This window comes from Pseudomonas sp. SDT291_1_S447, assembly GCF_054070155.1.
Genome location: NZ_JBSVXS010000021.1, coordinates 54,958 through 76,656 on the forward strand (window position 1 = coordinate 54,958; position 21,699 = coordinate 76,656).

At 59.3% G+C, this 21,699-nt stretch carries 19 protein-coding genes and 1 tRNA gene; 15 read left to right on the top strand and 5 right to left on the bottom strand.

Annotation, left to right across the window (positions count from 1 at the left end; translation table 11 throughout):
* Positions 1 to 4 precede the first annotated feature (4 nt).
* The 4 genes from ileS (at position 5) to ispH (ending at position 4,893) form a co-directional block, all read left to right on the top strand.
* Positions 5 to 2,836 carry an isoleucine--tRNA ligase gene (ileS, locus tag ACW9IR_RS10145; protein WP_110720265.1) on the top strand — a complete coding sequence of 944 codons (2,832 nt, stop codon included), beginning with the start codon at positions 5 to 7 and terminating at the stop codon, positions 2,834 to 2,836.
* Positions 2,829 to 3,341: a signal peptidase II gene (lspA, locus tag ACW9IR_RS10150; RefSeq protein ID WP_007963824.1), complete on the top strand. Its 513-nt coding sequence runs from the start codon at positions 2,829 to 2,831 to the stop codon at positions 3,339 to 3,341. Before ileS ends, lspA begins: the two co-directional genes overlap by 8 nt.
* 7 nt (positions 3,342 to 3,348) lie before the next feature.
* The gene (gene fkpB / locus ACW9IR_RS10155) at positions 3,349 to 3,786 is read left to right on the top strand and encodes an FKBP-type peptidyl-prolyl cis-trans isomerase (RefSeq protein WP_180988114.1); all 438 of its coding nucleotides are present in this window, start codon (positions 3,349 to 3,351) and stop codon (positions 3,784 to 3,786) included.
* Positions 3,787 to 3,948: 162 nt separating this feature from the next.
* Positions 3,949 to 4,893 carry a 4-hydroxy-3-methylbut-2-enyl diphosphate reductase gene (gene ispH / locus ACW9IR_RS10160; protein ID WP_034153853.1) on the top strand — a complete coding sequence of 315 codons (945 nt, stop codon included), beginning with the start codon at positions 3,949 to 3,951 and terminating at the stop codon, positions 4,891 to 4,893.
* Here ispH and ACW9IR_RS10165 read toward each other — a convergent pair.
* A complete protein-coding gene (locus tag ACW9IR_RS10165; RefSeq protein ID WP_457463025.1) occupies positions 4,865 to 5,419 on the bottom strand; it encodes a GspH/FimT family pseudopilin in 555 nt (184 codons plus the stop codon). The genes ispH and ACW9IR_RS10165 overlap by 29 nt on opposite strands.
* Positions 5,420 to 5,549: 130 nt before the next feature.
* On the opposite strand from ACW9IR_RS10165, the gene ACW9IR_RS10170 reads away from it, so the two are divergent.
* From ACW9IR_RS10170 to thiO, 7 genes are read left to right on the top strand one after another with little or no spacing between them, the layout of a single operon-like run.
* Positions 5,550 to 6,023 carry a GspH/FimT family pseudopilin gene (locus tag ACW9IR_RS10170; RefSeq protein WP_102900525.1) on the top strand — a complete coding sequence of 158 codons (474 nt, stop codon included), beginning with the start codon at positions 5,550 to 5,552 and terminating at the stop codon, positions 6,021 to 6,023.
* Positions 6,020 to 6,469: a type IV pilus modification protein PilV gene (gene pilV / locus ACW9IR_RS10175; protein ID WP_457463027.1), complete on the top strand. Its 450-nt coding sequence runs from the start codon at positions 6,020 to 6,022 to the stop codon at positions 6,467 to 6,469. The genes ACW9IR_RS10170 and pilV overlap by 4 nt, the downstream gene beginning before the upstream one ends.
* On the top strand, positions 6,466 to 7,179 hold the full coding sequence (locus tag ACW9IR_RS10180; RefSeq protein WP_095121755.1) for a PilW family protein: 714 nt from the start codon (positions 6,466 to 6,468) through the stop codon (positions 7,177 to 7,179). The genes pilV and ACW9IR_RS10180 overlap by 4 nt, the downstream gene beginning before the upstream one ends.
* Before the next feature lie 10 nt (positions 7,180 to 7,189).
* On the top strand, positions 7,190 to 7,669 hold the full coding sequence (locus ACW9IR_RS10185; RefSeq protein ID WP_150751701.1) for a pilus assembly PilX family protein: 480 nt from the start codon (positions 7,190 to 7,192) through the stop codon (positions 7,667 to 7,669).
* Positions 7,656 to 10,739: a pilus assembly protein gene (locus ACW9IR_RS10190; RefSeq protein ID WP_457463030.1), complete on the top strand. Its 3,084-nt coding sequence runs from the start codon at positions 7,656 to 7,658 to the stop codon at positions 10,737 to 10,739. The genes ACW9IR_RS10185 and ACW9IR_RS10190 overlap by 14 nt, the downstream gene beginning before the upstream one ends.
* Before the next feature lie 15 nt (positions 10,740 to 10,754).
* On the top strand, positions 10,755 to 11,156 hold the full coding sequence (locus ACW9IR_RS10195) for a type IV pilin protein (protein WP_150706890.1): 402 nt from the start codon (positions 10,755 to 10,757) through the stop codon (positions 11,154 to 11,156).
* 57 nt (positions 11,157 to 11,213) lie between these two features.
* Positions 11,214 to 12,314, top strand: a complete 1,101-nt coding sequence (thiO, locus tag ACW9IR_RS10200) for a glycine oxidase ThiO (protein WP_457463032.1) — start codon at positions 11,214 to 11,216, stop codon at positions 12,312 to 12,314.
* Positions 12,315 to 12,429: 115 nt separating this feature from the next.
* Here thiO and ACW9IR_RS10205 read toward each other — a convergent pair whose 3' ends face one another.
* From ACW9IR_RS10205 to ACW9IR_RS10220, 4 genes are all read right to left on the bottom strand, one after another.
* Positions 12,430 to 13,776, bottom strand: a complete 1,347-nt coding sequence (locus tag ACW9IR_RS10205; protein ID WP_102900520.1) for a sigma-54-dependent transcriptional regulator — start codon at positions 13,774 to 13,776, stop codon at positions 12,430 to 12,432.
* Positions 13,773 to 15,362 (bottom strand): ATP-binding protein, encoded by a 1,590-nt coding sequence (locus ACW9IR_RS10210; protein ID WP_102900540.1) that lies wholly within the window; start codon positions 15,360 to 15,362, stop codon positions 13,773 to 13,775. Before ACW9IR_RS10210 ends, ACW9IR_RS10205 begins: the two co-directional genes overlap by 4 nt.
* On the bottom strand, positions 15,352 to 15,594 hold the full coding sequence (locus tag ACW9IR_RS10215) for a PP0621 family protein (protein ID WP_038361669.1): 243 nt from the start codon (positions 15,592 to 15,594) through the stop codon (positions 15,352 to 15,354). Before ACW9IR_RS10215 ends, ACW9IR_RS10210 begins: the two co-directional genes overlap by 11 nt.
* Before the next feature lie 126 nt (positions 15,595 to 15,720).
* Positions 15,721 to 16,737: an outer membrane protein assembly factor BamD gene (locus tag ACW9IR_RS10220; protein WP_077574589.1), complete on the bottom strand. Its 1,017-nt coding sequence runs from the start codon at positions 16,735 to 16,737 to the stop codon at positions 15,721 to 15,723.
* A gap of 151 nt (positions 16,738 to 16,888) precedes the next feature.
* On the opposite strand from ACW9IR_RS10220, the gene rluD reads away from it, so the two are divergent.
* From rluD to ACW9IR_RS10240, 4 genes are all read left to right on the top strand, one after another.
* Complete coding sequence (rluD, locus tag ACW9IR_RS10225) at positions 16,889 to 17,851, top strand: 23S rRNA pseudouridine(1911/1915/1917) synthase RluD (RefSeq protein WP_016986220.1); 963 nt, start codon at positions 16,889 to 16,891, stop codon at positions 17,849 to 17,851.
* On the top strand, positions 17,848 to 18,570 hold the full coding sequence (gene pgeF / locus ACW9IR_RS10230) for a peptidoglycan editing factor PgeF (RefSeq protein ID WP_457463036.1): 723 nt from the start codon (positions 17,848 to 17,850) through the stop codon (positions 18,568 to 18,570). Before rluD ends, pgeF begins: the two co-directional genes overlap by 4 nt.
* Positions 18,571 to 18,699: 129 nt before the next feature.
* Positions 18,700 to 21,264 (top strand): ATP-dependent chaperone ClpB, encoded by a 2,565-nt coding sequence (gene clpB / locus ACW9IR_RS10235; RefSeq protein WP_095121766.1) that lies wholly within the window; start codon positions 18,700 to 18,702, stop codon positions 21,262 to 21,264.
* 297 nt (positions 21,265 to 21,561) lie between these two features.
* Positions 21,562 to 21,637: transfer RNA gene (locus ACW9IR_RS10240), tRNA-Asn, on the top strand.
* Positions 21,638 to 21,699 lie beyond the last annotated feature (62 nt).

The following is a 21,699-nucleotide window of genomic DNA, read 5'->3' on the forward strand; positions in this document are numbered from 1 at the left end:
TTAAATGACCGACTATAAAGCCACGCTAAACCTTCCGGACACCGCCTTCCCAATGAAGGCCGGCCTGCCACAGCGCGAACCGCAGATCCTGCAGCGCTGGGACAGTATTGGCCTGTACGGAAAGTTGCGCGAGATTGGCAAGGATCGTCCGAAGTTCGTTTTGCATGACGGCCCTCCGTATGCCAACGGCACGATCCACATCGGTCACGCACTGAACAAGATTCTCAAGGACATGATCATCCGCTCGAAGACCCTGTCGGGCTTCGACGCGCCGTACGTTCCGGGTTGGGACTGTCACGGCCTGCCGATCGAGCACAAGGTTGAAGTGACCCACGGCAAGAATCTGGGCGCGGACAAGACCCGCGAGCTGTGCCGTGCCTACGCCACCGAGCAGATCGAAGGGCAGAAGTCCGAATTCATCCGCCTCGGCGTGCTGGGCGACTGGGCCAACCCTTACAAGACCATGGACTTCAAGAACGAGGCCGGCGAAATCCGCGCTCTCGCCGAAATCGTCAAGGGCGGTTTCGTGTTCAAGGGCCTCAAGCCTGTGAACTGGTGCTTCGACTGCGGTTCGGCCCTGGCTGAAGCGGAAGTCGAGTACGAGAACAAAAAGTCCTCGACCATCGACGTAGCATTCCCGATCGCCGACGAAGCCAAACTGGCTGCCGCGTTCGGTCTGCCGTCGCTGAGCAAGCCTGCCTCGATCGTGATCTGGACCACCACCCCGTGGACCATCCCGGCCAACCAGGCACTGAACGTTCACCCGGAATTCAACTACGCGCTGGTTGATATCGGTGACAAGTTGCTGGTGCTGGCTGAAGAGCTGGTCGAAGCCTGCCTGGCGCGCTATGGCGTCGAAGGCTCGGTCATCGCGACCACCACCGGTAAACAACTGGAACTGATCAACTTCCGTCACCCGTTCTATGACCGCCTGTCGCCGGTGTACCTGGCTGACTACGTCGAACTGGGCGCTGGCACCGGCGTGGTTCACTCCGCCCCGGCCTACGGCGTGGACGACTTCGTGACCTGCAAGAAATACGGCATGGTCAACGACGACATCCTCAACCCGGTGCAGAGCAATGGCGTGTACGTGCCGTCGCTGGAATTCTTCGGCGGCCAGTTCATCTGGAAGGCCAATCCGGCCATCGTCGACAAGCTGACCGAAGTCGGTGCGCTGTTGCACACCACCGTCATCGAACACAGCTATATGCACTGCTGGCGTCACAAGACCCCGCTGATCTACCGCGCCACCGCGCAGTGGTTCATCGGCATGGACAAGGAGCCAACCAGCGGCGACACCCTGCGGGTGCGCTCGCTCAAAGCCATCGAAGACACCAAGTTCGTCCCGGCCTGGGGCCAGGCGCGCCTGCACTCGATGATCGCCAACCGTCCGGACTGGTGCATCTCGCGTCAGCGCAACTGGGGCGTGCCGATCCCGTTCTTCCTCAACAAGGAAAGCGGCGAACTGCACCCTCGCACCGTCGAGCTGATGGAAGAAGTCGCCAAGCGCGTTGAAGTCGAAGGCATCGAAGCCTGGTTCAAGATGGACGCTGCCGAACTGCTCGGTGACGAAGCGCCGCTGTACGACAAGATCAGCGACACCCTCGACGTCTGGTTCGATTCGGGCACCACGCACTGGCACGTCCTGCGCGGTTCGCACCCGATGGGTCACGAGAGCGGCCCGCGTGCCGATCTGTACCTGGAAGGTTCCGACCAGCACCGTGGCTGGTTCCACTCGTCGCTGCTGACCGGTTGCGCCATCGACAACCACGCGCCGTACCGCGAACTGCTGACCCACGGTTTTACCGTCGACGAAGCCGGCCGCAAGATGTCCAAATCGCTAGGCAACGTGATCGCGCCGCAAAAAGTCAACGACACCCTCGGCGCCGACATCATGCGTCTGTGGGTTGCTTCGACCGACTACTCCGGTGAAATGGCCGTTTCCGATCAGATTCTGCAACGCAGTGCGGACGCCTATCGTCGTATCCGTAACACCGCGCGTTTCCTGCTCTCGAACCTCAGCGGTTTCAACCCGGCCACCGACATCCTGCCGGCGGAAGAAATGCTCGCGCTGGATCGTTGGGCGGTCGACCGCACCTTGCTGCTGCAACGCGAGCTGCAAGAGCACTATGGCGAATACCGTTTCTGGAACGTCTACTCGAAGATCCACAACTTCTGCGTGCAGGAGCTGGGCGGTTTCTACCTCGACATCATCAAGGACCGTCAGTACACCACTGGCGCCAACAGCAAGGCCCGCCGTTCGGCGCAAACCGCGCTGTTCCACATCTCCGAAGCGCTGGTGCGCTGGATCGCACCGATCCTCGCTTTCACCGCCGACGAACTGTGGGAATACCTGCCGGGCGAGCGTAACGAATCGGTAATGCTCAACACCTGGTACGAAGGTCTGACCGAACTGCCGGCCGATGTTGAACTGGGCCGCGACTACTGGGAACGCGTAATGGCGGTGAAAGTAGCGGTCAACAAAGAAATGGAAATCCAGCGCGCAGCAAAAGCTGTCGGTGGCAACCTGCAAGCCGAAGTGACGCTGTATGCCGAGGACGCGCTGAGCGCCGATCTGGCCAAGCTGAGCAACGAACTGCGCTTTGTTCTGATCACTTCGACTGCCAGCGTTGCGCCGTTCGTTCAGGCTCCGGCCGACGCGGTAGTGACTGAAGTCAGCGGCCTGAAGCTGAAGATTGTCAAATCGGCCTTCCCGAAGTGCGCCCGTTGCTGGCACTGCCGCGAAGACGTCGGCGTGAACCCGGAGCATCCGGAAATCTGCGGTCGTTGCGTCGACAACATCAGCGGCGCTGGCGAGGTTCGTCACTATGCCTAATGCCGTTGGCCGTTTCGGACGGTTGAGCTGGCTCTGGTTGAGTTTGCTGGTTCTGGTCATTGACCAGGCCAGCAAGTTCTACTTCGAAGGCAAGCTCGAAATGTTCCAGCAGATCGTGATCATTCCCGATTACTTCAGCTGGACCCTGGCTTACAACACCGGCGCTGCGTTCAGCTTCCTGGCGGACAGTTCCGGCTGGCAGCGCTGGCTGTTCGCCCTGATCGCGATTGTGGTCAGTGCGGTGCTGGTGGTCTGGCTCAAGCGCCTGGGCCGCAATGACACCTGGCTGGCCGTCGCGCTGGCGCTGGTGCTGGGCGGCGCGCTGGGCAATCTGTATGACCGCATTGCCTTGGGCCATGTGATCGACTTCATTCTGGTGCACTGGCAGAACCGCTGGTACTTCCCGGCGTTCAACTTCGCCGACAGCGCGATTACCGTTGGCGCGGTGATGCTGGCACTGGATATGTTCAAAAGTAAAAAGACCGGAGAAGCCGTTCATGACTGAACAGGTATTGGCTGAGCAACGCATCGGCCAGAACACGGAAGTCACTTTGCACTTTGCATTGCGCCTGGAGAACGGCGACACCGTCGACAGCACGTTCGACAAAGCCCCGGCGACCTTCAAGGTCGGCGACGGCAACCTGCTGCCGGGTTTCGAAGCGGCGCTGTTCGGCTTCAAGGCTGGCGACAAGCGCACGCTGACCGTCGAGCCGGAAAACGCTTTCGGCCAGCCGAACCCGCAGAACGTACAGATCATCCCGCGTTCGCAGTTCGTCGACATGGAGTTGTCGCCGGGTTTGCTGGTGATCTTCAACGATGCGGCCAATACTGAGCTGCCAGGTGTAGTGAAAGAGTTCGATGACGCGCAAGTGACCATCGACTTCAACCATCCGCTGTCGGGCAAGACGCTGACCTTTGACGTGGAAATCATTTCCGTCAAAGCGCTGTAACTGACCGCACACGGGTCAAAATGTGGGAGCGAGCTTGCTCGCGAATGCTGACTGACATTCAACATAGCTGTTGTCTGACACACTGCCTTCGCGAGCAGGCTCGCTCCCACAATGTTTTCCACCGTTTTCGCTATTTCTTGCGCGCAAGACACGAGGCACAGCATGCAAATCAAACTCGCCAACCCCCGTGGCTTCTGCGCCGGCGTGGACCGGGCGATCGAAATCGTCAACCGCGCCCTGGAAGTTTTCGGGCCGCCGATCTACGTGCGTCACGAAGTGGTGCACAACAAGTTCGTCGTTGAAGACCTGCGCAGCCGCGGAGCGATCTTCGTCGAAGAGCTGGATCAGGTGCCGGATGACGTCATCGTGATCTTCAGTGCCCACGGCGTCTCTCAAGCCGTGCGCACCGAAGCCGCCGGCCGTGGCCTGAAAGTATTCGACGCCACTTGCCCGCTGGTGACCAAGGTGCACATCGAAGTGGCGAAATACAGCCGCGACGGTCGTGAGTGCATCCTCATCGGCCACGCCGGTCACCCGGAAGTCGAAGGCACCATGGGTCAGTACGACGGCAGCAATGGCGGCGCGATTTACCTCGTTGAAGACGAGAAAGACGTTGCCGAGTTGCAGGTGCACAACCCGGAAAAACTGGCTTTCGTTACTCAGACCACGCTGTCGATGGACGACACCAGTCGCGTCATCGATGCCTTGCGCACGCGCTTCCCGGCCATCGGTGGTCCGCGCAAGGACGACATCTGCTACGCCACGCAAAACCGTCAGGACGCGGTCAAGCAACTGGCTGACGAGTGCGACGTTGTATTGGTAGTTGGCAGCCCGAACAGCTCCAACTCTAACCGTCTGCGTGAGCTCGCCGAGCGCATGGCCACACCGGCCTACCTGATCGACGGTGCCGAAGACCTGCAAAAGAGCTGGTTCGATGGCGTTGAGCGTATCGGCATCACCGCCGGAGCGTCCGCGCCAGAAGTGCTGGTGCGCGGCGTGATTCAGCAATTGCAGGCCTGGGGCGCGACCGGTGCCGATGAATTGGCCGGGCGCGAAGAGAACATCACGTTCTCGATGCCTAAAGAGCTGCGCGTGCGTTCGATCTGACGTTTTTGTTCTTTTGACACAGCGCCTGCTCAGCTTTTTCGCTGGCCAGGCGCACGCGACCGGTCGCCGCCAGCACCACCTGGAGCTGGCTGACCGGCTCGTTTACCGAGCAGATATGTAGTTTTCCTGCCTGAAACATTCGTCCGGGCATCAGCGGCTTACCCAGGCTGCCAAACCTTATATAACGACTCACCCACCAGTTACCGGCAATTGGAATTCGCTGATCGCTCGCGCGTTCGACCAGCAGTGGATTGCTGCTGTCCTCCAGCCCCTTGCCGCTGATATCCAGAATGATTCGCCAGCCCCGGCTCCAATCGCCGTCGATGCCATGGATGACCACGCTTTGATTGTGCGTGATCGCTAACGTTCGAGCATTGCGAATACCGTCGAGCAGCGATTGCGCAGCCTGATGGCGATGGTTCGACTCGGTGAGCGTGGCAAATGCCGGACTGACCAGCAGCAGAACAATTGCGCCAATCGCCAGTCCCATAAGCAGTTCGATCAGGCTGAAACCCTGTTGCGGCATGAAAACTCCCTCCGTGGAGTGTGATGAACGGCGCGCTCCGTGCGCCGGGCAGGGCAAATCAACCGACGCGGGCCGGTTGAATGTTCTAGCGTGTAGAAGCAGGTATAGCCGACGGCAACGGAGGGCATTGATGGATCTTCGTACAAAAGGTTTCACACTGATCGAGTTGTTGGTTGCAGTTGCGATCTTCGTGATCCTGATCACCCTGGCGGTGCCGGCGTTCACTCGTTCGATACAGGGCAGCAAGGCTGATACCGAGATGGGCGACCTGCAGCGAGCGATCAATTTCGCCAGGCTCGAAGCGATCGACCGTGGCACCACCCTGCGCCTGCGCCCAACCGCTGGCGGCAGCGTCTGGACCGGTGAGTTATCGGTCTACGACAGTACTGGCAATCCGGCCAATGTGTTGCGGGTTGTTCCCGCGATGAGCAGCGGCGCCACTCTGACGCTACCCTCAGGAGTGACCGCACTGGATTTCAACAACCTCGGTGGTCTGGCAGCGCCGTCGACGGCGGTGACCATCAGTTACACGTTGGGAACGCAAAGCAGGACGCTGAACGTTTGTTTGAACGGACGAATTCAATTGGGTGGAAGTTGCGGATGAGGGCAGGGAGTCAATACGTACAGCAGGGCATGACGCTGATCGAAGTACTGGTCGCGTTGCTGATTCTGACGGTCGGGCTGCTGGGCGCGGCAGCGGTGCAACTGAATGCGCTGAAATACACCGACAGCTCACGGATGACCAGCCAGGCCAGTTTCATTGCCTACGACATGATGGACCGCATCCGCGCCAATTCCGGCGCCGAATACACCGTCACGCCGCCGACTTCGGGCAACTTGAGCGTTGCGCGTGATCAGGATCTCTACGACTTCTCGACCAATATTCTCAATTTCGGCGGGCCGACCGCCACCGGCAGCATCACCCTCAATCAGCGCGTCTACACCATCACCATCAACTGGAGCGACGCACGGGCAGCCAACACGGCCAGCGCTCAGCGCAGTTTCGTCCTGAGCAGTCGCGCCGCAGTCGATCCGGTGGCTACACCATGAGGCGTGGTCAGCGTGGTTTTGGTCTGATCGAGATGCTCGTCGCCCTGGCACTGGGGCTGATTGTGGTGCTGGGCGTGGTGCAGATTTTCATCGCGGCGAAAAATACTTATGTCAGCCAGAACAGCGCCGCCGCGATGCAGGAAGACGCGCGGTTCGTATTGAGCAAGATGATTCAGGAAATTCGCATGGTCGGGATGTTCGGTTGTCTGGGCACCATCCTCGATTCGAGCTCCGCGGGCGACTTCAACGCTGCGCAGGTCATGCCGATCAGTTGGGACAATGCCAACCTGAAACTGACGCTGGTCACCGCCGATATCGGCAGCGGCGGGGGCACGCCGACCTGGACGGTGCTCTCCGACTGCCGTAACAGTGCGACGGCGTATACCGGCTTGCGATCTCCGGCGAGCGGACAGATCGCGTTTCCGATCCGGCGTCTGATCTACAGTTTCAGCAACAATCAGATTCTCATGGGTACCGGCAGCGGCACACCGACGCAGCAGGTGCTGGTGAACAACGTCAGTGCGTTCACTGTGATGTTCGGTCTGGCCAGTTCCGCGACAGATGTGGCCGCTTCGACTTATAGCGCCAACCCCAGTGATCCGGCGCGCATCCGCAGTGTGCGCCTGAGCCTGACCCTCAACGATCCGAACAATCGGGTGCGCAGTCAAACCTTCAACGTGGTTGCCGCTTTGCGCAACCGCTTGCAGTGAGGACGCGCTGATGAGGATTTCTCTTCACACCCGTCAGACTCAGCACGGCATGGTGTTGCTGGTGAGTCTGGTATTCCTGCTGCTGTTGACCCTGATTGGTTTGTCGTCGATGCAGAGCGCCAACCTGCAGGAAAAAATGGCCGGCAGCGTGAGTCTGCGTAATCAGTCGTTTCAGACTGCCGAGGCGGCGTTGCGGATTGGCGAAAGTGCGGTGCAACTGGACAGTTATTCGCTGGCCGTGTGCAGCGGTATCACGCAATGCGCGCCGCCAGCGGAGTCGTCAGTGGTCAGCTCGGCGGGGCTCAACTCGACTTCCGGGGTCACCTGGATTGCGGCCGGCAATGGATTCTATGGAGTACAGAACATCGGTACGACTCTGACGGCCGTGAACGTACCGAGCAACACCTCGGCGACGTTGTATCGGGTTACAGCGGTCGGCATCGCCGGTACTTCGCGTAGCGTGGTGGAGAGTGTTTATGCGAAGTACTGAGCGCTGCATATCTCTATGGATCGGCATGCTGCTGAGCTTTTATCTGGCGGCACCGGCCTATGCGTTCACGCCTTCCGATTCACCGCTGCTGAGTGCGGCGGCGGTACCACCCAACGTCATTCTGCTGATCGACGATTCGGGGAGTATGAACAGCATCATTTATGCGGCTGGATTCGACCCGACGGTTGATCGCACACCGGCGCGGCAATGTAACGCCTTGCTGGGCTTGTGCCTGAGTTCGACGACGATCACCGGCGATACAATATTTCTGTCGAGCCTGCCGACATCAGGTTGCTCGGGCGGCGCCTATGCGTTCTACAACAACAGCCTGGCGCCGTTGTGCCTGAAGCTGCCGGATCCGGTCGGCGGCGGCAATACGCGTTACTCAGGGGATTACATTTCCTACGTATTCGGCTTGGCCATCAACAATGGCACCCGCGATTTCACCACCGGGGTGATCCCCAACGACTACCGCATCAACGTTGCGCGCAACGTCTCCACCGCACTGGTCAGCAGCAACCGCACGTTGCGTATTGGTCTGTCGACGTTCAATCCGGCCACCAGCAACAACTCCGGCAATGGCGGTTTCATTGCCCGTGCAATCAGCGATTTGTCGCCGGTATCCGGCAGCGTGACTCAGGCCCAGGCCGACACCAATTACAACGCACTGATCTCTTCCATCAACGGCTTGAGCGCCGTGGCCAACACGCCGTTGGCGGAAACCTATTACGAAATCACCCGCTACATGCGCGGCATGGCGCCTTACTACAACAGCACGCCGAGCACCTACACCAGCCCGATTCAGTACCGCTGCCAGAAAAACTACGGCGTGGTGATTACCGACGGTTTGCCGACTTTCGACCGGACTTTCCCGACTAACGACCCGTTGGGCGGCAGCCGTTTGCCGAACTGGGACGGCGTCAACAATGACGGCAACAACCTCAATGGCGATAACGAAGGGGATACGCTGTATCTGGATGACATCGCCAAGTTCGCCTTCGATATCGACATGCGTTCGACCGGTACGGACGCCGCAGGCAAGAGCTGGAACGCGGTGGATTTTCCCAAGCAGAATATGAATACCTATACGGTCGGGTTCACCGCCGATAACGACATGTTGTCGGACGCCGCCAGTTACGGACAGGGCAGGTATTACCAAGCGACCGACAGTACCGGGCTCAACGCTGCCTTATCCTCGGCGCTGAGCGACATCACGTCCAAGGCCGGATCCGGCGGCGCGGGAGTCACCAGCGGCACCACACTGACGTCCAGCAGCAGTTTTTATCAAACCACTTATGACCCCAAGGACTGGCGCGGCACGATCAAGTCGTTCGGCTTCACCTCGACCGGGACGGTCAATACATCGGCGGCGCAGTGGACGACCGACACCACCATCGTGCCATCCGCCAACGCAGCGACCTTTCAGTCGTGGAATACCCTGAGCAACGCAGCGGTAACCTTGGTTTACGGCAACTTTTCCCCGGCCCAGCAGGCCACGCTGAGTCAGGGATTGCCAACCGGCATCAGCGGCATTGATCTAGTGGAGTGGAGCAAGGGCACGAACAAGGCCGGGCTGAAAGTGCGCAGCGTGCTGCTAGGCGACATCATCAACTCGCCGCTGGTGCTGGCGTCACCATCAGACAAAACCGCCTCCGATCTTTCCGGGGACACCAGCTACAGCACTTATCTGGCCACCAAGGCTGCGAATATGAATACCAGCCTGGTGGTCAACGCCAACGATGGTTTCGTCAACGTGATCAATTCGGCGAACGGTACTCGCCGTTACGCCTACATGCCCTCCAGTGTGCTGCCGTCATTGCGCCTGATCGCCGACACCAACTACGTCAACGGTGTGAGCCACAAGTTTTTGGTGGACGGTCAGGTCGGGGTGTTCGACGCGCAGTCCGGCGCTGCGTGGAAAACCCTGGCCATTGGCGGCACCGGTGCCGGGGGTAAAACCTTCTACGGGTTGCAACTGTTTGATGCGTCTGCGGGCAATGTTATCAAGGCCTTGTGGGAGGTCAGTGCGCCGGCCACCGCCAGTACTGCGAACGCATTCAATGATCTGGGTTATGCCTACGCCCGTCCGGAAGTGGCACGCTTGGCCAATGGTCGCTGGGCGACATTCATTGCCAACGGCTACGGCAGCAATTCAGGCGTGGCGGCCCTGTATGTACTGGATGCGCTGGACGGTTCGCTGATCAGGAAAATCGTTATCGACAGCACGGAAACCACCAACGGTTTGTCGTCGGTGAAACTCAAGGTCAACTCTTCGAATGTGGTGCAGGCCGCTTACGGTGGCGACTTGAAGGGGCGGTTATGGAAGTTCGACCTGAGTGCCATGTCCTCCGATAGTTGGGGCGTGGCGTTTTCCGGCAAGCCACTGTTCACCACGGCGGGCGGGGCGACTCAACCGATCACCGCGCAGCCGTTACTGGCGGATAACGCGCTGGGCGGCAAACAGGTCTTCGTCGGTACCGGCAAGTTCAACGAAACGGCCGACAAGACCAACAAGGATTTGCAGGCGTTCTATTCCGTGTGGGACGCCGATGGAGGTTCTGGTCAACTGACTGTCAGCAGTTTGCAGCCGCAGGCGATCACCGGATCATTCTCTGGCAGCTCTGGACAGTTTCTGACCACAACGCAGAATGACACGACGTATCCGGCGGAGAAGGGGTGGTATCTTCCGCTGGTGTACAACAACGTGCTGACCGGCGAGCGGGTGATCAATCAGGCGAGTATCGTGTTGGGCCGTATTGTCTTTACCACGGCGAGTGTTGATACCACTGATCCCTGTGCGAGTTTTGGTACCGGCAAACTGGTCGAACTGGATGCGTTCAGCGGTAAGATGCTCAATTACGCCGTGCTGGACACCAGCTCTGACGGTTTGGTCGACAGCAATGACTCGATCTCCAGCGGAGTGATATTCACCGGTGGCATTCCGACCCTGAACTTCGTCTCCAGCGATGGCAAGCGCAAGGGTACGACCGACACCAGTGGAACCATCACGATCATTGTGGAAAAGGGCGGCGGTGGCAGCCGTCGTATCATGTGGCGACAAATACAGTAAGTGAGAGTTTGAGGCATGCGCAGATTCAACCGAGGCTTCACCCTGATCGAAATCATGATCGTGATTGCGATCATCGGGATCGTCATCACCATCGCCGCACCGAGCTATACCGAGTACCTGAAAAAGGGCCGCCGCGCCGAAGTGGTATCGCTGCTATCGGAGCAGGCGCAGAGCCTTGAACGTTTCTACACCAAAAACAATGTCTACACCGGTATCACCGGACTCAGCACGGGCAATGATTTCTACACCATTACCCCGACCATCACTGACCAGACCTTTGTGCTGACCGCGACCCGCAAAACGGGTACGTCGATGGCCACCGACAAGTGCGGGGATTTCACCCTGACCAACACCGGTGTTCGAAGCATGAACAACGCGACTACCGGGCTGACCACCAAGGATTGCTGGGGCCGCTGAGGCGCTTTCTTTCGGGTGCCTTTTGCGCCCACTGTCTTTTTTACGGTTGGATCAAACATGACCAGGCAACAGCAAGTGGTGATTGTCGGTGGCGGGGTGATTGGCCTGCTGACCGCCTACAATCTCGCCTTCGAAGTGCGCAGCGTGGTGCTGCTCGATCGTTCGAACCTCGGCCAGGAATCGTCCTGGGCGGGCGGCGGTATCGTTTCGCCGTTGTATCCGTGGCGTTATAGCCCGGCAGTCACCGCGCTGGCGCACTGGTCACAGGATTTTTATCCACAGCTCGGCGAGCGTTTGTTTGCCGACACTGGCGTTGATCCTGAAGTGCACACCACCGGCCTGTACTGGCTGGACTTGGACGATGAAGCCGAAGCGCTGGCCTGGGCCAAGCGGGAAAATCGCCCGTTGCGGGCTGTGGATATCTCGGCGGCGCATGATGCGGTGCCGGTGCTCGGTGGTGGTTTTTCCCGGGCGATCTACATGGCGGATGTCGCCAACGTGCGCAATCCGCGCTTGGTCAAGTCGCTGAAAGCGGCGTTGCAGGCACTGCCGAACGTGACCATTCACGAACAATGTGAAGTCAGCGGGTTTGTCCGCGAGGGTGAGCAGGTTGTTGGCGTCGAGACGTCGAAGGGTGTGATCAACGGTGATCAGGTCGTGCTGACTGCTGGGGCGTGGAGCGGTGATCTGCTCAAGACGCTGGACCTGGCGCTGCCGGTCGAGCCAGTCAAAGGCCAGATGATTCTCTACAAGTGTGCGGCGGATTTCCTGCCTAGCATGGTATTGGCCAAAGGGCGATATGCGATTCCGCGTCGCGACGGGCATATCCTGATCGGCAGCACGCTGGAGCACGAAGGCTACGACAAGACCCCAACCGAGGTGGCGCTGGAAAGTCTCAAGGCTTCGGCGGTTGAATTGCTGCCAGCGTTGGCCGATGCCGAAGTGGTCGGGCACTGGGCGGGGTTGCGTCCGGGTTCGCCGGAGGGCATTCCGTACATTGGCCGGGTGCCGGGGTTTGCCGGGTTGTGGCTGAACTGCGGGCATTACCGCAATGGGCTGGTGCTGGCGCCGGCGTCGTGCCAGTTGTTTGCCGATGTGATGCTGGGGCGCACGCCGATAATTGATCCGACGCCGTATGCGCCGGAAGGCCGGATTTAGTCAGGTATATCTCTGGAGCCTGGCAGATCGCTTTCGCGAGCAGGCTCGCTCCCACAGTTGATCCTTGTCGATCACAGAAACCAATGTGGGAGTGAGCCTGCTCGCGAAGGGGCCCTCAATCCAGACCGAGTTTCTTCAGCCGATAGCGCATCGACCGAAACGAAAGACTCAACCGCTGCGCCGCCGCCGTACGATTCCAGCGTGTTTCCTCCAGCGCCTGCAAGATCAGCTTCCGCTCGACGTTCTCCAGATAATCTTCCAGATTATCGATCTGGGTCAGATCGGCAATCCCGCCATCCGCCGCGCAGTTTCCTTCACTCAGACGCAAATCCTGCGCCTCGATCGTGCGGTTTTCACACAAGGTGTGCGCCCGTTCGAGAACGTTCTCCAGCTCCCGTACATTGCCCGGAAACCGGTAATTCTTCAGCGCTTCCAAAGCCTGCGGATGCAAGCGTGCTGCCGGCTGGCCGGTGTCTTTGGCGAGGCGCTTGAGCATATTGGCAGCCAGCACTTCAATGTCATCACGGCGCTCACGCAGGGACGGCACGCGCAATTCGATTACGTTGAGACGGTAATACAGATCCTGACGAAAGCGCTCGGCCGCGACTTCGGCATCGAGATCCTTGTGGGTGGCGCAAAGAATCCGCACATCGACCACGCTCTCCTGCTGGCCGCCGACACTGCGCACGGCTTTTTCCTGAATCGCGCGCAGTAACTTCACCTGCATCGACAGCGGCAAGTCCGCCACTTCATCGAGAAACAACGTGCCGCCATGGGCGGCCTGAAACAGCCCCGGCTTGTCTTCGACCGCGCCCGTGAAACTGCCTTTGCGATGGCCGAAAAACTCGCTTTCCATCAGCTCGGAAGGAATTGCCCCACAGTTCACCGGCACGAACGGCTGGCCGGCGCGCGGCCCTTGTTCATGGATCAGCCGCGCGACCAGTTCCTTGCCACTGCCCGACTCGCCACTGATGTACACCGGCGCCTGACTGCGAGCGAGTTTGTCGATTTGCTTGCGCAGACTGCGCATCGGCGGCGAATCGCCCAGCAAGCGCCGTTCTATCGTTGTAAAGCTGCCTCCTGCCGCCGGCATGCGCAGGGCCGTGCTGACCAGTTCGCGCAAGCGGGTAAGGTCCACCGGTTTGGTGAGGAAGTCGAAGGCACCGGCTTTCAAGGCGTTGATTGCCGTTTCCAGGCTGCCATAGGCCGTAATCATCGCCACCGGCAGTTGTGGATAACGTTGCTGAATATGCTGCACCAGTTCCAGCCCCGTGCCGTCGGGCAGACGCATGTCGGTCAGGCACAGGTCGAAACTCTCGCGGTTCAGCAGTGCCTGGGCTTCAGCCAGATTGCGCGCGCTGTAGGTGTCGAGTTTCATCCGTCCCAGGGTGATTTCCAGGAGTTCGCGGATGTCTGGTTCGTCGTCGACGATGAGGATTTTTTGCCGTGGGCTCGTATTCAACTTTGTTTCCGTCCGTGAGCAAAGGTGATGCGAAAGCAGCCGCCGCCTTGGCGTGATTGAAAGTCTAGGCGCGCTTGGTTGCTTTCGCACAGCTCACGGGACAGATAAAGCCCAAGGCCGGTGCCCTGGCTGCTGGTGGTGAAGAAGGGTTCGAACAGATGCGTCTGTTCATTGGGTGGTACGCCGGGGCCGTTGTCCTGCACTTCGAGGATCGCCAACTGGCTGTCGGGATCGGTGAAAAGGGCCAGCCAGACTTCGGCTTGATCATGCAGCAGCGCGCTGTGGCGCCAGCCATTGCGTAACAGATTGTCGAGAATTTGCGTGAGCTGATTGGGGTCCATCAGCGTGGTGAAGTCCCCTGAATTGATCCGCAGATGAATCTGCTGGCGCTCGCTGGCTTGTTCACGGCTTTCGGCGACGAAGTTTTCCAGCCACGGCTTGAGATCCAGCCGTTGTGGCGCGCTCTGCTGGCGGCGGGACAGTTGCAGGACGTTTTCGATGACTCGGTTCATGCGCTGGGAGTGGTCTTGAATGATCTGCGTCAGACGCCGATCCGCGCTATCGAGTTCCTCGGATTCAGCCAATAGCTGCGCGGCGTGACTGATGGCACCGAGCGGATTGCGGATCTCGTGGGCGATGCCGGCGGTCAAGCGGCCGAGTGCGGCAAGTTTCAGTTGCTGCGCTTGCTGGGCGATTTGCGCGAGGTCTTCGAGAAACACCAGGGTTTGCTGGTTGGGGCTTTGTTCTAGGGCGATGAAGCTTGGTTGCAGTTCCAGGCCGTTGCCGGGGATTTTCAGGGTTTGCGGGCGCAACGTCGGGTTGTTCATCCACAGTTGCAGGCGATCAACCAGCGCCGTCGAACAGTCATCGATCAGATGCCCCTGAAGGTGCGATTGCGCGAGCAGGGTTTGCGCGCTGTGGTTGGCCAGTTGCACCCGCCGCTCCTCATCGAGCACCAGAATACCGGTGCGCATGCGTTGCAGGATCAGCGCGTTGAGGGCTTCGAGGCTGACCACTTCACTGGCACGTTGCTCGGCAAGGGTTTCGCTGACTTCGAGGCGGCGGATCAACCCCTGCACCAGCAACGACGCGGCAAAGCACAGCGCGCCGAGGGTGCCGGCTTGCAGGTATTCATTGGCATTCAGCGGATGGTTGAAGCTCAGCAGGAAACTCGAACCGACGATGCCCAGCGCACCGATGGCGGCAATCAGGAGGCCGATGCGCCGCCGTAGCAAGGTGTTGCTGATCGCCACCGAGACAATCAGCAGATTGCCCAGCGCGCTGCCGACGCCGCCCGCCGCAAAGAACAAAGCGCATAAAAGCAGGACATCAACGAGGGCCAGACTGAACAGTTGCGCTGGCCGTCGGGTGTTCTCAAGGAACACCACCAACAGAATGTTGAGGATCAGATACAGCCAACTGCCACCGCGCAGCAATTCGTCGTTGGCTGACGTCAGCAGGCGGTTGTCCATGTTGCTGGAGATCAGCAGCACCAGGGTGATGCCGACGCTTAAACGGTAAAGATGATAAAGGCGCAGCAGGCGCTGCGCCTGTTTGCTGTCGGCGCTGGTGGCCTCAGCGATCACTGGCACCCGGGCCTTGCTCAAGGTGAGCCTGGCTGCAATACCACTGTTGTTGCACGCTTAGCGCGCGGTCGCGCGGTAGATGCACGCCGCAATGGGCGCAGCGCACCATCGGTGGCGCGTCCTGTTCGCGAGGGGCGCGATTGGATTGATTGGACGCGGCAGGCGCCTTGAATTTACGCCACAACCATATCGCGGCGAAAATCACGACGATCCAGAACAATAAACGAAGCATGATGAGCGGCTTTTTGACTGATGATCCGGCAGTTTAGCCAAGGACCTGACAAGCGCACAGCCTAATAAAGCGCGGGCATGAAAAAGGGAGATCCGCAGATCTCCCTTTTCTGTACCGTCAGTGTGATCAGTCGAACACGCCGAAAGTCATGTAGCTGAACCACGAGCGGTCGGTGTTGCTCGACTCAGGCTCTGGCTCTTCGATCACGTCGCCGTTTTCGTCTTTAGGCTTGAGCTCGTTCGGGATCGCGTCTTTCGCGTCCTGGAACTGCTTCTGCACGTCCTGGTTGGCGCGGGTTTCGCCCGGCGGCAGCGGTGGACGCGACTCGATCAGACCCAGAGTCGCCTTGCTCAGGAACGAGCGGTTGTCGGCTTCGGCAACCCGTGGCACGAACTGACCGTCCTGCAGGCTCGGGTGGTTCGGGTAGTTGAGCTTCAGGGTTTCCAGGCTGGTGTTGGCCAGTTCGTCCAGGTGCAGACGCTGATAGGCTTCAGTCATCACCGCCAGGCCGTCGCCGACCGATGGGGTTTCCTGGAAGTTTTCCACGACGTAACGGCCACGGTTGGCTGCGGCTACATAAGCCTGACGGGTCAGGTAGTAGTCGGCCACATGAATTTCGTAGGCCGCCAGCAGATTGCGCAGGTAGATCATGCGCTGCTTGGCGTCCGGCGCGTAGCGGCTGTTCGGGTAGCGGCTGGTCAGCTGGGCGAACTCGTTGTACGAGTCGCGCGCAGCGCCGGGGTCACGCTTGGTCATGTCCAGCGGCAGGAAGCGCGCCAGCAGGCCGACGTCCTGGTCGAAAGAAGTCAGACCTTTCAAGTAATACGCGTAATCCACGTTCGGATGCTGCGGGTGCAAACGAATGAAACGCTCGGCGGCAGACTTTGCAGCTTCCGGCTCGGCGTTCTTATAGTTGGCGTAGATCAGCTCCAGCTGTGCCTGATCGGCGTAGCGACCGAACGGATAACGCGACTCCAGAGCCTTCAGCTTGGCTGTGGCGCTGGTGTAGCTGTTGTTGTCCAGGTCAGTCTGAGCCTGCTGATACAGCTCGGCTTCGCTGAGGTTTTCGTCTACGACTTCCTTCGATGAGCAAGCAGCGGTCAATGCGAGGATGGCGATCAGCAGCAGGTGTTTCACTTGCATGGCGGCTTGCGTCCCTATGACGGCCGCTGTCTTGGGCGGGGCCGTCCTGTTATGATGAGCGCCCCGTTGAAAAGCCTCGGGGCAAAAGACGCCGTATTTAACCACAAGCGCGCAGCCGAAACCAAAAGCTGTGCCGACGCACAGTCAGAGCATGTCCGATAAAATTGAACTTCGCGCAGAGGTGCCGTCCGAATTGGGCGGCCAACGCCTCGATCAAGTCGCTGCCCAACTCTTCGCTGAGCACTCTCGCTCGCGCCTTTCCGCCTGGATCAAAGAAGGTCGCCTGACTGTGGACGGGGCGGTCATCCGCCCTCGCGACATCGTGCACGGCGGTGCCATCCTTGAGCTGACTGCCGAGCAGGAAGCCCAGGGCGAGTGGATCGCCCAGGACATCGAGCTCGACATCGTCTATGAAGACGACGACATCCTGGTGATCAACAAGCCTGCGGGCCTGGTGGTGCACCCGGCTGCCGGTCACGCCGATGGCACCTTGCTTAACGCCTTGCTGCACCACGTGCCGGACATCATCAATGTCCCGCGCGCCGGTATCGTGCATCGTCTGGACAAGGACACCACCGGTCTGATGGTGGTGGCCAAGACCATTCAGGCGCAGACCAAACTGGTTACTCAGTTGCAGAGTCGCAGTGTCAGCCGCATCTATGAGTGCATCGTGATCGGTGTAGTGACCGCCGGTGGCAAGATCAACGCCCCGATCGGTCGCCACGGCCAGCAGCGTCAGCGCATGGCGGTGATGGAAGGCGGCAAGCCTGCCGTCAGCCACTATCGCGTGCTGGAGCGCTTCCGCTCCCACACCCACGTGCGGGTGAAGCTGGAAACCGGTCGTACTCACCAGATTCGCGTACACATGTCGCACATCAACTTCCCGTTGGTCGGCGATCCGGCGTACGGCGGCCGTTTCCGCATTCCGCCAGCCGCGAACCCGACGATGGTTGAATCGCTCAAGCATTTCCCGCGTCAGGCCCTGCACGCGCGCTTCCTTGAGCTGGATCATCCGACGACCGGTGAACGCATGAGCTGGGAGTCGCCGCTGCCGGAAGATTTCGTCTGGCTGCTGACCCTGCTCAAGCAGGATCGCGAGGCATTCGTCGGATGAACTGGCTGACGCCGGACTGGCCTGCGCCGGCCAGCGTCAAAGCCTGCGTCACCACCCGCGATGGCGGTGTCAGCGAGGCGCCGTTCGACAGCCTCAATCTGGGCGATCATGTCGATGATCGCCCGGAAGCAGTTGCCGAAAACCGTCGGCGCCTGACCGAACACTTCTCTATACAGCCTGCCTGGTTGCAGCAAGTGCACGGGATTGCCGTGGCTCATGCTGATCCGGGTATTGTTGCGACCGCCGATGCCAGTTGGACGGCAACGCCGGGCATTGCCTGCGCGGCGATGACAGCCGACTGCTTGCCAGCATTGTTCTGCGATCGTGCCGGCACCCGTGTGGCGGCGGCCCATGCCGGTTGGCGTGGTCTGGCGGCGGGTGTACTTGAAGCGACGCTCGATAGCCTTGATGTTCCTCCCGAAGACGTTCTGGTCTGGCTCGGCCCGGCCATCGGCCCGCAAGCCTTTGAAGTTGGCGCGGAAGTGCGCGAAGTCTTCATTAACCAATTGCCCGCAGCAGCAGACGCCTTTGTACCGAGCCCCAATGCCGGCAAGTTCATGGCTGACATCTATAAGCTGGCGCGCCTGCGTCTGGCTGAACGCGGTGTCACTGCTGTTTATGGTGGCGGTTTCTGCACCGTGACCGATCCGCGCTTCTTCTCCTATCGCCGTGCCCCACGCACCGGTCGCTTTGCCTCCCTTATCTGGCTCACCCGCTAAACTCTCTGATCTGCATCAACCCTCTGACGCTTGAATCTTGCAGAATCGACCGCATCTATAGCGGTATCTGGCAGGTTTCTTTATTCAGGATGGTTTTTAGGTCCGGCCTGCTCAAAAGGAAGGTGACTTATGCGAATAGACCGTTTAACCAGCAAATTACAGTTGGCCTTGTCCGACGCGCAGTCGTTGGCAGTCGGCCACGATCATCCGGCGATTGAGCCGGCGCACTTGATGCAAGCCATGCTTGAACAGCAGGGTGGTTCGATCAAACCTCTGCTGATGCAGGTGGGCTTCGACGTCAACAGCTTGCGCAAAGAGCTGACCAAAGAGCTCGACCAATTACCGAAAATCCAGAACCCCACCGGCGACGTCAACATGTCGCAGGATCTGGCGCGCCTGCTCAATCAGGCTGACCGTCTGGCCCAGCAGAAGGGCGACCAGTTCATCTCCAGCGAACTGGTGTTGCTCGCGGCGATGGACGAGAACAGCAAGCTCGGCAAATTGCTGCTCGGCCAAGGCGTGAGCAAGAAAGCCCTGGAAAACGCGATCAACAACCTGCGTGGCGGCGAAGCGGTAAATGACGCCAATCACGAGGAGTCGCGGCAGGCGTTGGATAAATACACCGTCGACCTGACCAAGCGCGCTGAAGACGGCAAGCTCGATCCGGTGATCGGCCGTGATGACGAAATTCGTCGCACCATTCAGGTTCTCCAGCGTCGCACCAAGAACAACCCGGTGCTGATCGGTGAGCCTGGTGTGGGTAAAACCGCGATCGCCGAAGGTCTGGCCCAACGCATCATCAACGGCGAAGTACCGGACGGCCTCAAGGGCAAGCGTTTGCTCTCGCTGGACATGGGCGCGCTGATTGCCGGTGCCAAGTATCGCGGTGAGTTCGAAGAGCGCCTGAAATCGCTGCTCAACGAGCTGTCGAAGCAGGAAGGGCAGATCATTCTGTTCATCGACGAACTGCACACCATGGTCGGCGCCGGTAAAGGCGAAGGCTCGATGGATGCCGGCAACATGCTCAAACCTGCGCTGGCGCGCGGTGAGTTGCATTGCGTTGGCGCGACCACGCTCAACGAGTATCGCCAATATATAGAGAAGGACGCGGCGCTCGAGCGACGCTTCCAGAAAGTATTGGTGGATGAGCCGAGCGAAGAAGACACCATCGCCATCCTGCGCGGCCTCAAAGAGCGCTACGAGGTTCACCACAAGGTGGCGATCACCGACGGCGCGATCATCGCCGCGGCCAAGCTCAGCCATCGCTACATCACAGACCGGCAGTTGCCGGACAAGGCCATTGACCTGATCGACGAGGCGGCCAGCCGTATCCGCATGGAAATCGACTCCAAGCCGGAAGTGCTCGATCGTCTCGAGCGTCGCCTGATTCAGTTGAAGGTGGAATCCCAGGCACTGAAGAAAGAAAGTGACGAAGCGGCGATGAAACGTCTGGAGAAACTCCAGGAAGAAATCGTCCGACTGGAACGCGAGTATTCCGATCTGGAAGAAATCTGGAACTCGGAAAAAGCCGAGGTGCAGGGCTCTGCGCAGATTCAGCAGAAGATCGAGCAGTCGCGTCAGGAACTGGAAGCGGCACGCCGTAAAGGCGACCTCAACCGTATGGCTGAATTGCAGTATGGGGTAATTCCGGATCTGGAACGCAGCCTGCAAATGGTCGATCAGCACGGCAAGAGCGAAAACCAGTTGCTGCGCAGCAAGGTGACTGAAGAAGAAATCGCCGAAGTTGTGTCGAAGTGGACCGGCATTCCGGTGTCGAAAATGCTCGAAGGCGAGCGCGACAAGCTGATGAAGATGGAAAGCCTGTTGCACAAACGGGTGATTGGTCAGGAAGAAGCCGTGGTCGCCGTGGCCAATGCGGTACGACGTTCACGTGCCGGGTTGTCCGATCCGAATCGTCCGAGCGGCTCGTTCATGTTCCTCGGTCCGACCGGTGTTGGTAAAACCGAGCTGTGCAAGGCGCTGGCCGAATTCCTCTTTGATACTGAAGAGGCGATGGTGCGGATCGACATGTCCGAGTTCATGGAGAAACATTCCGTGGCTCGCCTGATCGGTGCGCCACCGGGATACGTCGGTTACGAAGAAGGCGGTTATCTGACCGAGGCCGTGCGTCGCAAGCCTTATTCGGTGATCCTGCTGGACGAAGTCGAGAAGGCGCACCCGGATGTGTTCAACATCTTGCTGCAAGTGCTCGAGGATGGTCGCCTGACCGACAGCCATGGCCGCACGGTGGACTTCCGCAATACCGTGATCGTCATGACCTCGAACCTCGGCTCTGTGCAGATTCAGGAGCTGGTCGGTGATCGCGAGGCTCAGCGTGCTGCAGTCATGGATGCGCTGACGTCGCACTTCCGTCCGGAATTCATCAACCGGGTCGACGAGGTGGTGATCTTCGAGCCTTTGGCGCGGGATCAGATCGCGGGCATTACCGAGATCCAGTTGGGCCGTCTGCGCAGCCGTCTGGCCGAACGCGAGCTGAAGCTGGAACTCAGCCCGGAGGCGATGGACAAGTTGATCGCCGTTGGTTACGACCCGGTGTATGGCGCACGTCCTTTGAAACGGGCGATTCAGCGCTGGATCGAAAACCCGTTGGCACAGTTGATCCTCTCGGGTCACTTCATGCCAGGCGACACGGCGACCGGCAAGGTCGAGAGCGACGAAATCGTTTTCAACTGAGTCCAAACGCCAATGAAAAAAGGAGGGCCCCACATTGTGGGGCCTTTTTTTTCGTTAGGCTGTTGAACTCAAAGGAAAAGGCTTGTAAAGTGCGCCCCGCAGTCAGTCGCCAAGACGGTCTCAGCTCACTGAGTTGAAATCTGAAATAAGTTGCAAATCATTAACTTGAAAGCAATTTAGGGGGTTGACAGAGGTGTTCTAGGTTGTAGAATAGCGCGCCTCAGACACACGAACGCAGCGATGCGAACGAGTGACTAGATGCAAGAAGTTTCACCGTTGTAAATTGAAATATGTAGTTCCGTGATAGCTCAGTCGGTAGAGCAAATGACTGTTAATCATTGGGTCCCAGGTTCGAGTCCTGGTCACGGAGCCAATTTCAAACCGGGGTATAGCGCAGTCCGGTAGCGCGCCTGCTTTGGGAGCAGGATGTCAGGA